This window comes from Rheinheimera hassiensis (genome assembly GCF_022436675.1).
Taxonomy (GTDB): domain Bacteria; phylum Pseudomonadota; class Gammaproteobacteria; order Enterobacterales; family Alteromonadaceae; genus Alishewanella; species Alishewanella hassiensis.
Window position 1 is genome coordinate 103887 of sequence record NZ_JAKUJZ010000007.1, and the last position, 15200, is coordinate 119086.

Genomic DNA, 15200 nt, shown 5'->3' on the forward strand with positions numbered 1-15200 from the left:
GGGTGGCTTGCTATCGGCTTACAAAGCAGCTAAAGTCTGCCATGGATAACAGGTACGACCAGAGAGGGTGATGTGGCATACCAAAAATTATTACAACCACTGGATTTAGGTTTCACTACGCTTAGAAACCGCGTCATTATGGGCTCTATGCATACCGGGCTGGAAGAGGAAAAGCACGGCTTTGCCAAGCTGGCGGCTTTTTATGCCGAGCGCGCCAAAGGCGGCGTGGGGTTAATTATTACCGGCGGCATTAGCCCTAACTTTCGCGGCAATCTGGTACCTTTTGGTAGCCAGTTAAGTTTTTGGTGGCAAACAGGCAAGCATAAGCAGGTAACAGAGGCTGTGCATCAGCACGGCGCGAAGATCTGCTTACAGTTATTACATGCCGGCCGTTATGGTTATCACCCGTTTAGTGTGGCGCCAAGTAACATTAAGTCGCCGATCACGCCGTTTAAACCGGCGAAAATGTCAGCTCGTCAGGTACGCGGCACAATTAAAGACTTTGCTCACTCCGCCAAACTGGCAAAAAATGCCGGTTACGATGGTGTTGAGATAATGGGCTCAGAAGGCTATTTAATTAATCAGTTCATTTGTTCACGCACTAACCAGCGGACAGATGAATGGGGCGGTAGCTTTGAAAAGCGCTGTCGTTTTGCCATTGAAACGGTAAAATCCGTGCGCCAGGTTTGTGGCGATGATTTTATTATTATTTACCGTTTGTCGATGCTGGATCTGGTCGAGGACGGCAATAGCTATGATGAAGTGGTCGCATTGGCGAAAGACATTGCCAGTGCCGGTGCCACGCTGCTCAATACGGGTATCGGCTGGCATGAAGCGCGGGTGCCAACTATCGGCACTATGGTGCCGCGAGCTGCATTTAGCTGGATCACCGAGCGCGTTAAAGCACAGGTGAATATTCCGGTTATTGCTACCAACCGTATCAACGATCCGCAAGTAGCAGAAGATATCCTCGCCAACGGCCAGGCAGATATGGTGTGTATGGCACGGCCGTTTCTGGCTGATGCTGACTTTGTTAACAAAGCAGCGGCCAATAAAGCTGAGCTAATCAACACCTGTATTGCCTGTAATCAGGCGTGCCTTGATCATGTGTTTCAGAATAAACGCGCCAGTTGCCTGGTTAACCCTCGTGCCTGCTATGAAACTGAATTAAATTTCACTGCTGCAGTACAGCGCAAAAAAATTGCTGTAATAGGCGCGGGCCCAGCAGGCTTAGCTTTTAGTGTTTATGCTGCACAGCGTGGCCATGATGTGCATCTGTTTGATAAATCGCATCAAATAGGTGGCCAGTTTAACTACGCCAAGCAAATTCCCGGTAAAGAAGAATTTCATGAAACGCTGCGTTATTTCGGCCGTATGCTGGAGCTGCATGCAGTAAAGCTGTTTTTAAATAGTGAGCAAACCGCCGACAGCCTCAAAGCGGCAGGCTTTGATGAAGTGGTGCTGGCAACGGGTATAGTGCCGCGTGATATTGGCCTGTCTGGTAGCGAGCATGCCAAAGTACTGAGTTATTTAGATGTACTGCGCGACCATAAAGCCGTTGGTAAAAATGTCGCTATTATTGGTGCTGGCGGCATCGGTTTTGATGTTGCAGAGTATCTGACTGAGCAGCATTCACTGACTTTACAACCAGAAGCCTGGTTAAAAGACTGGGGCATTGATAAAAGCTATCAGGCCCGCGGTGCGTTGTTGCCTGATGAGCAGCCACAACCAGCGGAGCGCAAAGTGTATTTGCTGCAGCGTAAAACCAGCAAAGTGGGCGCTGGCCTTGGTAAAACCACAGGTTGGATCCATCGTTCTTCACTGAAGAAAAAAGGCGTGGAAATGATCGCCGGAGTTAATTATATCAAGGTGGATGACAATGGCCTGTGGGTTGAGATAGCAGGTGAAGAGCGCTGCCTGAATGTTGATCACGTCGTGATTTGTGCCGGGCAGGAGCCACAGCGTGCGCTGGTGGCTGGTTTAGCACAGCATGGTATAGTCTCACACCTGATTGGCGGTGCTGATGTTGCCGCAGAACTGGACGCCAAGCGCGCTATCCGGCAGGGTGCAGAGCTAGCTGCTGCTATCTGAGCTCTTTTGAACGCGGGCACTTATCTGGTGCCTGCAATGCACTTTATTAGTATCCCCTGTTAACAAAGGCACCATTTTGGTGCCTTTTGCTTGTTGAAAACATTTACTGTTTTTATCTTGTGCTGGCGCAAAGTGTTATGCATATTGACTGCTGGCCTTTTCATCATGCAGGCTGCTATTCTGGTACCAGCTTTGCAAATTGCATACAAAAAGCACACGCAGCAAGCACAACAGGGAGTTTCTATGTCCGGGGTATTAACCATGATTCTGGCTGGCGGTGAAGGTACACGTTTAGCACCTTTAACCGGCGTCAGAGCAAAACCAGCAGTACCGTTTGGCGGTAATTACCGCATTATCGACTTTGTTATGAATAACTTTGTTAATTCAGATTTACTGCAGATTTTTGTTATTACGCAATTTAAATCGCATTCTCTGATGAAGCATTTAAGCCGGGCCTGGCGTGTAACCGGCCTGACTAACCGCTTTATTGACCCGATACCGGCGCAAATGCAGACCGGTAAACACTGGTATCTGGGCACGGCAGATGCCATTTATCAAAACCTGCACTTAATTCAGGGTTTAGATCCTGAGCATGTCTGTGTGTTTGGTGGCGACCACATTTATAAAATGGATGTGCGCCAGATGCTGGATTATCACCGCCATCATAATGCTAAGCTTACTGTGGCGGCTATTCCGGTACCGGTAGAGCAGGCACATGAGTTTGGTGTGATAGAAGTAGACGCCAGTGGCCGCATGATCGGTTTTGAAGAAAAACCCAAAACTAACCCTAAAACCATTCCGGGTAAGCCGGGTTTTGTGCTGGCGTCTATGGGAAATTATATTTTTGAAGCCAAAACGCTGGTTGATGTATTGGAAGAAGATGCAAAGCAAGCCGACTCCAAGCATGATTTTGGCCACAACATTATCCCTGGCCTTTATCCGTCGGGCGATGTTTATGTGTATGATTTTTCATCCAACGCTATTCGTGGTGAAAGCCAGAGCAGCAGTGGATACTGGCGTGATGTGGGTACTATAGATTCGTACTACGAAGCCAATATGGATCTGATTTCAGTAGAGCCACCATTTGATTTATACAATAAGTACTGGCCGTTACGTGGCTACACCCCACCGGTGCCGCCGGCGAAATTTGTTCATGATGAAGCAAATCGTACCGGCCAGGCGATAAGCTCTATGGTGGCGTCAGGCTGTATTGTCAGTGGTTCTATCGTGTATCAGTCTATTTTGGGCTATAACGTGCATGTACATAGCCACAGCTATATTGAAAAATGCGTGCTGATGGGCAACAACGATATTGGCCGTGGTTGTCGTATCCGCCGGGCTATTATTGATAAAGATGTGAAAATTGCGCCAGGTACTATCATTGGCGAAGATCCGGTGTTGGATAAACAACGCTTTCATGTCTCTGCAAGTGGCGTTATTGTGATCCCTAAAGGCGCGATGATTGGTTTTGATAAAGCGGAGTAAGGATAAGTAGTGCGGATACTGTTTATATGTAGTGAGTATGAAGGCCTGATTAAAACCGGTGGCCTGGCTGATGCCTGTCGTGGTCTGGCGCAGAGCCTGGTTGCACAGGGCCATCAGGTAACAGTGATATTACCGCGTTATGGTGTTTTGTATCTGCAGCCTACTGCAGAGCTGCAACCGGTTTATTTCCAGTTGGCGGGGCGCAGTTTTGGTTGTGCGGTGCATCAGCTTGCACTGGATAACGTCAATATTGCGCTGGTAGAGCATCACGACTTTTTCCGCCGTGAGCGGCCTTATGACGATGGAGAGCACGGCTACACGGATAACCCATTGCGGTTTGCTTTTCTGTGTAAAGCCGCGCTGGAGTGGGTGCTGCAAAGCGGGCAACAGTTTGATCTTATCCACGGCCATGACTGGCAAAGTGCAGCGGCAGCCTATTATCTGAAACAGCATTATGCTGCAACTGAGCTGGCAAAGGTGCCGTTTATCTTTAGCATTCATAACGGTGCTTATCAGGAAAAATGCGCACCACACTGGCGCCAGGAGTTGGGCATTGAGCCGCAGCGCCATGATGAGCTTAATTTTCTGGCCACAGCACTGCAGTATGCCGACAAATTAAACACCGTAAGCCGTGGTTACCGCGATGAGTTAATGCATGAACCGGAAGCTGCCGGGTTGTCTGCACTGTATCAGCAGCGCGCAGCTGATTTTATCGGTATTTTAAATGGCTGTGATTACAATATCTGGCATCCGGCAACGGATGTATATTTACCTGCTAATTATGACGCCGACAACCTCACTGGCAAAGCACAGTGTAAAGCCGTAATGCGTACTCAGCTGGAGCTGGCATCCAGCAAAGCTCCGTTGTTTGTTGCAGTAAGCCGCTTAACCGGACAAAAAGGTTATGATTATCTGATCCCCGCGCTTAAACACTGGCTAGGCACAACGCCTTCTCAGGTGGTTGTTATGGGCACAGGTGAGGGCCGTTATTGCCGTGCACTGGCACAGTTGCAACAGCAGTATCCTGAGCAGTTCCGTTTTGTGCAGGGCTTTAGTGATGCAATGGCGCATCAGCTTGAGGCTGCCGGAGACTTCTTCCTGATGCCATCGTTGTTCGAGCCTTGTGGTTTAAACCAGCTGTACAGCCTGCGCTATGGCACTGTTCCGTTAGTGCGTTTAACCGGTGGCTTAAAAGACACGGTAAAACCCTGGCCAACCCGCAGTGCAACCGGTATAGGTTTCGCTGAACCTGATATCGCTGCGGTAGATGCAGCATTAAAACAGGCCGAACAGCTGTTTGCTAAGACGGCTAGTTATAAAAGAGTGCAACAAAATGGTATGGCACAAAACTTTAGCTGGCACAGAGCTGCTGAGCAGTATCAAGCTTTGTATCAGCAAGCGCTGTGGGCAAAAGCGCATTAAAAATAAGCAGAATGGTTGAAAGGCGGTCATACGGGCGTGACCTTGCCATAATCTGATGTAAAGGTTACTGTTAATTTGCTAGGCTGCTCACAGCTAACACCATCGGGGTTTTTTATGGATGCATTGACTTTACTCACCAGCCGTTTTTCTTCAGCCCGTTTAACTGAACCTGCACCAGCAGGGGAGATACTGGATAACATTAAACGCGCGGCATTGCAGGTGCCGGATCACGGTAATTTGCGGCCCTGGCGTTTTGTTATTGCCGAGGGGCGTCAGGCATTATCGCGCTTAGGCGATATTTTTGCAGAAGCTGCTGTAGAAGATGATCCTGCCATCGCCAACGAACTGTTAGAGCGTGCCCGTCAGTTACCGTTACGTGCGCCTATGGTGGTGGTGTGTATTGCCAAAGCCATAGCACACGCTAAGGTGCCGTTAACTGAGCAACAGCAATCAGCTGCCTGCGCCGTCATGGCGATGCAACAGGCTGCATTTGCTCAGGGTTTTGGCGGAATTTGGCGCACCGGTGCCTACGCTCAGCTTGATTTTGTTAAACAAGCACTTGAGCTGGGGGAGGACGACGAGATAGTGGGCTTTTTATACCTGGGTACGCCCAGTGGAGAACCTGCCAAAAGACATACACCCGATCCGGCAGAGTATTTTTCGTATCTTTAAGCTGGGTAGGGCTCCAGTAATACCGGTTTATATAGCAGGCATCTAAAGCTAATGGCCGTCAGTATTGACGGCCATTAGCTATTAACTGATTGATTAATTTATTAATTCATTTCACTGTTTTTCTTACACTGCACCGTGTCTTTACATTCACCATACAGGTACAAACTGTGATGGGTTAGCTTAATGCCATTCTTTTGCGCAATCTCAAGCTGTTTTGCTTCAATCACATCGTCTTCAAACTCAATGACTTTGCCGCATTTTAAGCACACCAGATGGTCGTGGTGACTGCCGCCGGTTAACTCAAATACTGACTTACCACCTTCGAAATGGTGGCGGGTTAAAATGCCAGCATCATCAAATTGGTTTAGTACCCGGTAAACCGTGGCCAAGCCAATATCTTCACCCAGCTCCAGCAGCAATTTATACACATCTTCCGCACTGATATGCTGGTGCTTTGGATCCTGCAGGATCTCAAGGATTTTTACCCGTGGCAGGGTAACCTTCAGGCCTGCTTTACGTAATTCGCTATTGTGATCTGACATAAAAACTTTAACTCTGGCTTATATATACAAAGGATTATAAAGACATTGGCCCGAGAATGAAATGGCAATATTCCGCTGTTGTGCGTAAAGCAAAGCTTGTACTTGGCAAACCGCGAAGTACAATAGCTCAAACAGGTCATACCAGAGTGCATTTATGAAATGGGCATTTAATCCGGCGGTGATGCGCCACTTACTGAATTTTTGGCCGCCGTTTTTATTTCCGGGTATTAAGGTTGCTGCGCTAAGCAGCGATTATCGTTACTGCCGTGTTGAGTTAAAATCGCGGCCGTGGACACGAAATATTAATAATACCCAATTTGGCGGTACCATGTTTGCTATGACAGATCCTATTTACCCGCTGATGCTGATGGGGGCTTTAGGTAAAGAGTATCTGGTGTGGGATAAGCAGGCAGATATTGATTTTATTACACCGGGCAAGGGCAGGCTAACAGCAGAGTTTTGGTTGTCAGACGATACCGTTAATACCATAAAGGCCGCAACAGAGAGTGGCGATAAGCATTTTCCTCAGTTTAGTGTGCATATTAAAGACAGCCAGAACAACATTGTGGCAGCGGTAAATCGTACTGTTTATGTGCGTAAAAAAGCCAAATACCGGGCAGTTTAAATTTTGCAGCATAAAAAAACCGGCTGTGAAGCCGGTTTTGCTGTGATGGTTATAGACCTTCGAACTCTTTTAAGCTCATTTCTTCATAAATCTGTTTACACCACTGTTTAACCCTTGGCTCTGTCAGTTCTGGCTGGCGATCTTCATCTACCCCCAGACCGACAAAATGATCGTTATCGACCAGAGCTTTGGAAGCAACAAAGTTGTAGCCAGCGGTTGGCCAGTGCCCGACGATAATCGCGCCTTTAGGCTCGATAATATCGCGTAGGGTACCCATGGCATCAAGGAAGTATTCTGCATAGTCTTCCTGATCACCACAGCCAAAAATAGCCACTAGCTTGTTGTTAAAGTCGATGTTTTCCAGCTCCGGGAAAAAATCATCCCAATCACATTGCGCTTCGCCGTAATACCAGGTTGGAATGCCCAACAGCAGTAAATCAAAAGCGGCAATATCTTCTTTGCTGCTTTTGGCGATATCACGCACATCAAACAAGTGTTTACCCAGCTCTTTCTGGATCATCTTGGCGATATGTTCAGTGTTACCGGTATCGCTACCGAAAAAAATGCCTACAGTTGCCATTAATCTAACCTTCTTTACCTGGTTAAAACTTGTGTCAAAATATGTTCTATATACGCACTGCGTGTCATGTCGGCTTTATCAGCCTGCTGACTAAGTACGTCATACAGCTGGTCAGACACTTTAAATTCAATGCGTTTTAAGCCTTTACTGCGATCACGCTTGATTTGATTCCGCTTGTTCAGTTTCAGCTGTTCTTCCCGTGGCAGCGGATTGGTTTTCGGCCGGCCAGGGCGCTTTTCCTGGGCAAATAAATCAATCGTGGTGCGATCAGTGGCAATTTTCGCCATTAATCCTAACCTTACTACTCAATAAAATAGGGCACTACGCTTTTGATAATAAATACCGCCGGCGACAAAAACAGCACTAGCCAGACAAAAAACTGCCCAAGCTTAGGTGCGTTACTTTTTTTCAGCACGTCTCGTATGGCCATTATAATAAATAGGTACAAAATACCAAGCCCAAGCCACAAACCTATCGCTTCAAACTGCTCTATAGCCACAGCACGTTACCTGACCTGCAAAAAAGTGCGCGCACTATAGCATAACTTCACCAAAATTTAGTGCGTTAGCTCAATAAAAAGTCCTTCACCAGCTTGGTAAAGGCGGCAGGTTTTTCAGCATGCAGCCAATGGCCGGTGCCCTGGATAATTTTCGCCTGTGCTGCCGGAAACACTTTTGTAATTGTGGCTTTGTGTTCTGGCAGGATGTAATCAGAATCGCCACCTTTAATAAATAGCACCGGCCCACTATAACTGCCGCTGTCAATTGGATTACCAGTTAACGCGGTATAGTTGTCGTAAAGTGCCCTGAGGTTAAAGCGCCACTGAAACGTGTCATCCTCTTTTATCAGGCTTTTTAGCAAAAACTGACGCACGCCACTTTCTTTAATGTGTGGAGCCAGTTGCTTATCAGCGTCGGTCCGGTTTTCAATCTGTGTTAAATCAACTGAATTTAAGCCGGTAAAAATGCTATTGTGCCGGGGCGGATAACTTACTGGCGCAATATCAGCCAAAATAAGCCTGGTGACGCGCTCAGGATAGGTAACGGCATAGGCCATGGCGAGCTTGCCCCCCATAGAGTGCCCGAGTATTGCTGCTTTTTTAACACTAAGAGAATCCAGCGTCTGTGCAAGGTCTTCAGCCATCAGTTGATAATTCATGTCGGCACTATGGCCGGATTGGCCGTGATTGCGTACATCAACATTAATTACCTGGTATTGCTCACTTAAACTACGTTCGATGACACCAAGGTTCTCATAACTGCCAAATAAGCCGTGAATAAGCACTACCGGCTCTTTGTTGCTGTCTTGCAGGCCGCTGATATGGGTATGTAAAAGCATAGAAAGCTCATTTGGTTAACGGGCAGGTTAGTCTAGCAAATCATGCCGCTGGCGTCAGTCGATAAGGCTTTATATAATGAGGTCACTTTTAGCGCGCGGAATAAATATATGAAAACCATCGAAATAGATGACGAGCTATACCAGTACATTGCCGGTCAGACTCAAAAAATTGGTGAGAGTGCCTCAGAGATCTTAAGGCGCTTATTGCTTGGTGACGATACTGCTACTGTAGTACAGGCCGTCGAGCCTGCTGCATCAGCACCTACGGCGCCAATCAGCAGCAGTATTTTCGACTTAATAAATAAGCAGGACTTACCTGCTGAGTCGAGTGTCGTCGGCCGATTTTTGTTTATTTTGTCAGCGCTGGCCCGGGCGCACAAAAAACAGTTCAACAAGGTGCTGGATATTAAAGGCCGTAACCGGCTGTATTTTGGCCGCAGTGCAGAAGAGCTGTCAGAGGCTGGTAGTAGCACCAACCCAAAACAAATTCCTAATACTGAATTTTGGGTGATCACTAACTCCAATACCACCCGCAAAAAAATGATGCTGACTGAGACAGCCATTAAACTCGGCTATAGTGAACAGGATGCAGAACGTATTCGCGATTTGTTATAAAAGGAAAAGTTATGTCTTTACACCCACTGGCCGGGCAGCAGGTGCCCACATCGTTAGTGCCTAATATCAGCCGCCTGATGACGGCATACTATGTGCTGGAACCCGATGTGCATACGCAACCTGAGCATCAAGTCAGTTTTGGTACCTCGGGCCATCGCGGCAATGCTCTGAACTGCTCGTTTAATGAACCACATGTGCTGGCAATCTGTCAGGCTGTAGCCGATTACCGTAAAAAAAATGCGATTACCGGGCCATTATTTTTGGGTAAAGACACCCACGCTTTATCTGAGGCGGCATTTGCTACCGCGCTTGAGGTGCTGATTGCCAATAAAATTCAGGTATGCATCCAAAAAGATTTGGGCTACACGCCAACGCCGGTTATTTCGCACGCTATTCTGACACAAAATAAAGGCGCAACCAGCCAACTGGCAGATGGTATTGTGATTACGCCATCACATAATCCACCACAGGATGGCGGCATTAAGTACAACCCGCCACACGGCGGCCCGGCGGATACCGATGTCACTAACTGGATAGAGCAACGCGCCAATGAATTGCTAGCCAAAGATCTGGAAGGCGTAAAAATGATGCCTTACGCCCTGGCACTGCAATCTGGCTACTGCCAGCATATTGATTACATTCAGCACTATGTTGATGATTTAGCAAACGTTATAGATATGGCCGCGATAGCCAAAGCAGGCATAAAAATTGGTGTTGACCCGCTGGGTGGCTCTGGTATTGCGTATTGGCCACGTATTGCTGAGCGTTATGGCCTGAACATTACTGTGGTAAATGAAAAGGTTGACCCGGCGTTTGCCTTTATGCCGTTGGATAAAGACGGGCAAATTCGTATGGATTGCTCCTCTGCCTATGCCATGGCTAATTTGATACAGCTAAAAGATCAGTTTGATATTGCCATTGGTAATGACCCGGACTTCGATCGCCACGGCATAGTTACCCGCAGTGGCGGCCTGATGAACCCTAATCATTATCTGGCCGTGGCCATTAATTATTTACTTGCTAACCGGCCAGACTGGGCCGCTGAGCTGGCTATTGGCAAAACACTGGTATCCAGTGCATTAATTGACAGAGTGGTTGCTGCACGCGGGCGTAATTTACTGGAAGTTCCGGTAGGTTTTAAATGGTTTGTAGAGGGTTTGCATAACGGTAGCGTTGCTTTTGGTGGTGAAGAAAGTGCAGGGGCTAGTTTTTTACGGTTTGATGGCAGTGCCTGGTCTACTGATAAAGACGGTATTATTTTGGGGTTATTAGCGGCAGAAATGCTGGCAAAAACCGGCGTAGATCCTTATCAGCAATATCAGGCGCTTACACGAGAGCTTGGCTCGCCGTTGTATCGCCGTTTAGATGCTCCGGCCAGTAGTGAACAGAAAGCCGCCCTGAAAAAACTCGATGTAAAAAGTGTTAAGCAAACAACGTTAGCCGGCGATGATATTTTAGCGGTATTAACTAAAGCTCCGGGAAATAATGCTGATATTGGCGGTGTGAAAGTAGTTACCCGTAATGGCTGGTTTGCTGCCCGGCCATCAGGAACGGAAAACTCGTATAAGATTTATCTGGAGAGCTTTGTTGATCAGGCCCACCTGTTGCAACTGGAGCATGATGCAAAGGCGTTTGTTGAATACGTATTCAGTCAGATATAAGGCGCTGAAAAGGCTATGATCTACATTGTAATTAAATTACATTCATAGCCTTCAATTTTGCCTTGAGCACTGTGATAGGGTATTTTTTTGTAATAATTCTACGCTTGGCGATATTATGTAGCTATCACAGGCAGAAAACTATCAGGATTTGTAATGAAAAAACATACCTCAACTGCCAATACTGGTGTAACACAAATTAACACCGAACAGCTGAAAGATCAGATAATCCGTCATCTGCATTCCACCTTAGGTACCGACGTAAATAAAGCCAGCCCACAGGCGTGGTGGCGAGCCACCTGTGCTGCGGTAAATGAGCAGGTATATGACGGTTTGCGCAATACTCAGCGCACGCATTACGAAAACAACACCCGCGCTTTACATTATTTCAGTCTGGAATATCTGATGGGCCGTTTGTTCAGCAATAATCTGCATAATCTGGGGTTGTATGAGCAAGCTAAGCAGGCACTGTCAGATCTGGGGCTGAATATTGCTGATCTGGAAGATCAGGAAGAAGATATGGCGCTGGGTAATGGCGGCTTAGGCCGATTAGCTGCATGTTTTATTGATTCTCTGGCCACACTGAATTATCCGGCAATTGGCTATGGCATTCATTATGAGCACGGACTATTTCAGCAAAGTTTTCAGGACGGCCGTCAGATAGAGCGGCCAGATAGCTGGCGCGAATATGCTAACCCCTGGGAAATTTGCCGGCCGGAATCTGTGCAGGAAATTTCAGTATACGGCTATGTCGAAACAGTATATGACCTGCAGGGTAAGATGAAAAAAGTGTGGCACCCGGGACGTATTATCAAAGGTGTGCCATGGGATATCCCGATCGTTGGTTATAACGGCAGCTCAGTAAATGTATTGCGGTTATGGGAAAGCCGGGCCAGTGACTTTTTTAACTGGGACGTATTTAACTCTGGTGGTTATATCGACGCTTCACGTGAGAATATCGAAGCAGAAACTATTTCGAAAGTACTGTACCCGAATGATGAAACCGATGCAGGTAAAGAGTTACGCCTAATCCAGCAGTACTTTTTTGTTTCTTGCTCATTAAAAGACATTATTCGTCGCTACAAGCGCACTCATGCTGATGATTGGAGCGATTTTGCCAAGCAGGTGGTTATCCAGCTGAATGATACACACCCGGCAGTGTCTATTCCCGAGCTTATGCGTATTCTGGTAGACCGCGCTGAAATGCAATGGGATCAGGCCTGGAATATCTGTCAGCAGGTTTTTGCTTATACTAACCATACCCTGTTACCCGAAGCGCTGGAAAAATGGCCGGTTCGGTTATTCGAAAAAGTATTGCCGCGCCACCTGGAAATTATCTACGAAATTAACCGGCGCTTCCTGGTTGAGCAGGTTGATGTGTTATGGCCAGGCGACAATGCTAAAAAACGTAAACTGTCAATTATCGAAGAAGGCCATGATCCTATGGTACGGATGGGCCACTTATCAGTAGTAGGGTCGTTCCGGGTCAATGGTGTGGCTGAAATTCACTCAAAACTGGTTAAGTCAGATTTATTCCCGGAAATGGTGGCCTTGTGGCCGGATAAATTTACTAATGTAACCAATGGTGTTACGCCAAGACGATGGTTAAAAGCCTGTAACCCGAAACTGGCAAAATTACTGGACGACAATATAGGCACTGAATGGCCAACTGATTTAAAGCAGTTGTCTAAATTTGCGGCCTTTGCTGATGACGCCAAAATTCAGGACGCCTTTATGGCGATTAAGCAACAGAATAAAGCTGATCTGGCAACGGTAGTGAAAAAGCTGACGCATATTGATATTGATCCGCATGCCATCTTTGATATTCAGATTAAGCGGCTGCATGAATATAAGCGTCAGCACCTGAACCTGTTGCATATATTGGCAATGTACCGCCGTATTCTGCAGGAGCCGGATTACGACATGATGCCACGCGTATTTCTGTTTGGTGCCAAGGCAGCGCCGGGTTATAAGCTAGCCAAAGAAATTATTTATGCCATTAATAAAGTCGCTGAGAAAATTAACCACGATAAGCGAGTGAAAAACCGGTTAAAAGTGGTGTTTATGCCTAATTATCGGGTAACGCTGGCCGAGAAAATGATACCGGCTGCTGACGTATCTGAGCAAATTTCTACTGCAGGTAAAGAGGCATCAGGCACCGGTAATATGAAGCTGGCACTGAACGGCGCTATTACGGTGGGTACTTTGGATGGTGCCAATATCGAAATTGCTGAGGAAGTAGGCGATGACAATATTGCCATCTTTGGTTTAACGGTAGATGAAGTAAAGGCCTTACATGCCGATGGCTACAACAGTATGGATTATTACTATGCTAATCCGGAAATTAAAGCCATTCTGGATTGGCTGGAAACAGATTATTTCACACCGGGTAAACCTGGCGAGTTAGCGGCCATTAAACGTAGCTTGCTGGAGGGCGGAGACCCTTATCTGGTACTGGCAGATTTTGAAAGTTATGTTAAAGCCCAGCAGAAAATAGATCAGTGGTATCGCGATAAATCACTGTGGGCTAAAAAAGCCATACTCAACACAGCCTCGGTAGGTAAGTTTACCTCTGACCGTTCTATCGAGGACTATGTCAGCCGGGTATGGCATTTGGAGAAGTGTAATATCAGACGCGATTAAGCTAGTGTTGAAAAGCCTGTCAGTGACAGGCTTTTTTTATGGCTGCAATATAGGCTTGCCAGCAAAGCCAGTAGCGCCTTATAGTGAAGAAAAAATATCAAGGACGTAATTTTGCAAACAGGCAGTTTAGTTTGTGTTGGTACAGGTATGACACTGGGCTCGCATATCAGCCCGCTTTCCCGCAGCTACATTGAACAGGCTGATGTGGTTTTTGTATTAGTAGCCGATGGCATCACCGAAAAGTGGATAGAGCAGATGAATACTGATGTGCGTTCACTGCAACCTTACTATCTGGAAGGCAAATCCAGGATGATCACTTATCGCGAAATGGTAGCCGCGATGCTGGCTGAAGTTAAAGCAGGCAAAAAGGTGGTTGGGGCGTTTTACGGCCATCCGGGCGTATTTGCCTGGGTGCCACACAATGCCATCAAGCAAGCTCGTGAACTGGGTTTTACCGCCCATATGGAGCCGGGGGTTTCAGCAGAAGATTGTTTGTATGCCGATTTAGGCATCGACCCCGGCACTTACGGCTGCCAGCACTATGAAGCCAGCCAGTTTATGTTTTATAAACGTAATATTGATACCGCTGCTTACCTGATTTTGTGGCAGGTTGGGGTAGCGGGCGACAGAACGTTGGCAAAGTTCTCAACCAATGCGGCTTACCGGCAAATACTGGTCGAGTTACTGAGTCAATATTATCCGGCAGAGCATCAGGTCATTTTGTACGAGGCTGTTACTTTACCAATTCAACAAACACGTATCGAGCAGATGCCGTTATCAGCTTTACCTGACGCGCTAATGGATTTGAAAACTACTTTAGTAATTCCCCCTGCGGCATCGATGCAACTCAACGATGCTTTGCTGGAACGTCTGGAAAAATTATCAGCAAGGCCGCAATAAGATGCAACAAGGTGATGCTGTTGCCAAACTACAGACTATTTGTAGCAGCTCTGCGCGATTACACATGACGTTGTTGTCTGAAGGCGATAGAACATTGTACTGTTCCCTGATGACGGATAAAGCAAGTATGAGTTATGTCAGCAGCCCATTAAGTGAAGACAAAGCTCACCGTAGCTTTGAAGCTGCACTTAAGTGCAACCAACAAAGGCATATTCAACGTTGTTATTTCAGGGTAGCTTTAAAAAGTAATAATCAGAGTATTGGTATTGCCTCTGTTAATCAGCTGGATTTGAAAAAAAAATACGCAGAAATTGGCCGGATGTTACTACCACAATGGCATAGCAAAGGCCTGGGTACAGAGCTTAGTGGCATGCTTATCTGCTGGCTGGCAGCTGAGTGGGGCATTACGACAATCACTAAACAGATCCAGGCTGGTAATCTGGCCGCAGTTTGTTCTGCTCAAAAATTAGGTTTTACTAAAGCCATATCGCAGTCCTGTCCGGCTGCATTAACAGAGCAATATCAGTTGAAATTAGCCACACGTGATTGGGAAGCGAAGTAAAGTTGCGTCTTTATCGGTTTCAGCTTATTTTGGCTGGGTAACACTTAAACCTAATAACAACAAGGAT

General features: G+C 46.8%; 15 protein-coding genes. 10 read left to right on the forward strand and 5 right to left on the reverse strand.

Annotated elements, in window-relative coordinates:
- The first annotated feature begins 72 nt into the window (after positions 1–72).
- The 4 genes from MJX74_RS15890 (at position 73) to MJX74_RS15905 (ending at position 5670) form a co-directional block, all read left to right on the forward strand.
- A complete protein-coding gene (locus MJX74_RS15890) occupies positions 73–2091 on the forward strand; it encodes an oxidoreductase (protein WP_240223930.1) in 2019 nt (672 codons plus the stop codon).
- 165 nt (positions 2092–2256) lie between these two features.
- The gene (gene glgC / locus MJX74_RS15895) at positions 2257–3576 is read left to right on the forward strand and encodes a glucose-1-phosphate adenylyltransferase (protein ID WP_275692812.1); all 1320 of its coding nucleotides are present in this window, start codon (positions 2257–2259) and stop codon (positions 3574–3576) included.
- Between the two features lie 9 nt (positions 3577–3585).
- A complete protein-coding gene (locus MJX74_RS15900; protein WP_240223934.1) occupies positions 3586–4998 on the forward strand; it encodes a glycogen synthase in 1413 nt (470 codons plus the stop codon).
- A gap of 114 nt (positions 4999–5112) precedes the next feature.
- Positions 5113–5670, forward strand: a complete 558-nt coding sequence (locus MJX74_RS15905; RefSeq protein WP_240223936.1) for an NAD(P)H nitroreductase — start codon at positions 5113–5115, stop codon at positions 5668–5670.
- Positions 5671–5771: 101 nt separating this feature from the next.
- On the opposite strand, the gene fur is transcribed toward MJX74_RS15905, so the two are convergent.
- Positions 5772–6212 carry a ferric iron uptake transcriptional regulator gene (gene fur / locus MJX74_RS15910; protein WP_068231872.1) on the reverse strand — a complete coding sequence of 147 codons (441 nt, stop codon included), beginning with the start codon at positions 6210–6212 and terminating at the stop codon, positions 5772–5774.
- 154 nt (positions 6213–6366) lie between these two features.
- Between fur and MJX74_RS15915 the strand changes: the two genes are divergently transcribed.
- A complete protein-coding gene (locus MJX74_RS15915; RefSeq protein ID WP_240223938.1) occupies positions 6367–6837 on the forward strand; it encodes a DUF4442 domain-containing protein in 471 nt (156 codons plus the stop codon).
- A 49-nt stretch (positions 6838–6886) separates the two neighbouring features.
- On the opposite strand, the gene fldA is transcribed toward MJX74_RS15915, so the two are convergent.
- The 4 genes from fldA to MJX74_RS15935 all read right to left on the reverse strand — a co-directional run bounded on the left by fldA (position 6887) and on the right by MJX74_RS15935 (position 8755).
- Positions 6887–7417 (reverse strand): flavodoxin FldA, encoded by a 531-nt coding sequence (gene fldA / locus MJX74_RS15920; RefSeq protein ID WP_240223940.1) that lies wholly within the window; start codon positions 7415–7417, stop codon positions 6887–6889.
- Positions 7418–7431: 14 nt separating this feature from the next.
- Positions 7432–7704 carry a LexA regulated protein gene (gene ybfE, locus MJX74_RS15925; RefSeq protein WP_240223941.1) on the reverse strand — a complete coding sequence of 91 codons (273 nt, stop codon included), beginning with the start codon at positions 7702–7704 and terminating at the stop codon, positions 7432–7434.
- A 14-nt stretch (positions 7705–7718) separates the two neighbouring features.
- Positions 7719–7916, reverse strand: a complete 198-nt coding sequence (locus MJX74_RS15930) for a DUF2788 domain-containing protein (protein WP_068231878.1) — start codon at positions 7914–7916, stop codon at positions 7719–7721.
- 65 nt (positions 7917–7981) lie between these two features.
- Positions 7982–8755: an alpha/beta fold hydrolase gene (locus MJX74_RS15935; RefSeq protein ID WP_240223942.1), complete on the reverse strand. Its 774-nt coding sequence runs from the start codon at positions 8753–8755 to the stop codon at positions 7982–7984.
- Between the two features lie 108 nt (positions 8756–8863).
- Between MJX74_RS15935 and seqA the strand changes: the two genes are divergently transcribed.
- The 5 genes from seqA to MJX74_RS15960 all read left to right on the forward strand — a co-directional run bounded on the left by seqA (position 8864) and on the right by MJX74_RS15960 (position 15133).
- Positions 8864–9370: a replication initiation negative regulator SeqA gene (seqA, locus tag MJX74_RS15940; protein WP_240223943.1), complete on the forward strand. Its 507-nt coding sequence runs from the start codon at positions 8864–8866 to the stop codon at positions 9368–9370.
- An 11-nt stretch (positions 9371–9381) separates the two neighbouring features.
- Entirely contained in the window at positions 9382–11031 is a 1650-nt protein-coding gene (gene pgm, locus MJX74_RS15945) for a phosphoglucomutase (alpha-D-glucose-1,6-bisphosphate-dependent) (RefSeq protein WP_240223944.1), read from the forward strand.
- A 153-nt stretch (positions 11032–11184) separates the two neighbouring features.
- Positions 11185–13671, forward strand: coding sequence for a glycogen/starch/alpha-glucan phosphorylase (locus tag MJX74_RS15950; protein ID WP_240223945.1), 2487 nt, complete (start codon positions 11185–11187; stop codon positions 13669–13671).
- 111 nt (positions 13672–13782) lie between these two features.
- Entirely contained in the window at positions 13783–14571 is a 789-nt protein-coding gene (locus MJX74_RS15955; RefSeq protein ID WP_240223946.1) for an SAM-dependent methyltransferase, read from the forward strand.
- 64 nt (positions 14572–14635) lie between these two features.
- Positions 14636–15133: a GNAT family N-acetyltransferase gene (locus tag MJX74_RS15960; protein WP_275692825.1), complete on the forward strand. Its 498-nt coding sequence runs from the start codon at positions 14636–14638 to the stop codon at positions 15131–15133.
- The last annotated feature ends 67 nt before the right edge of the window (positions 15134–15200 follow it).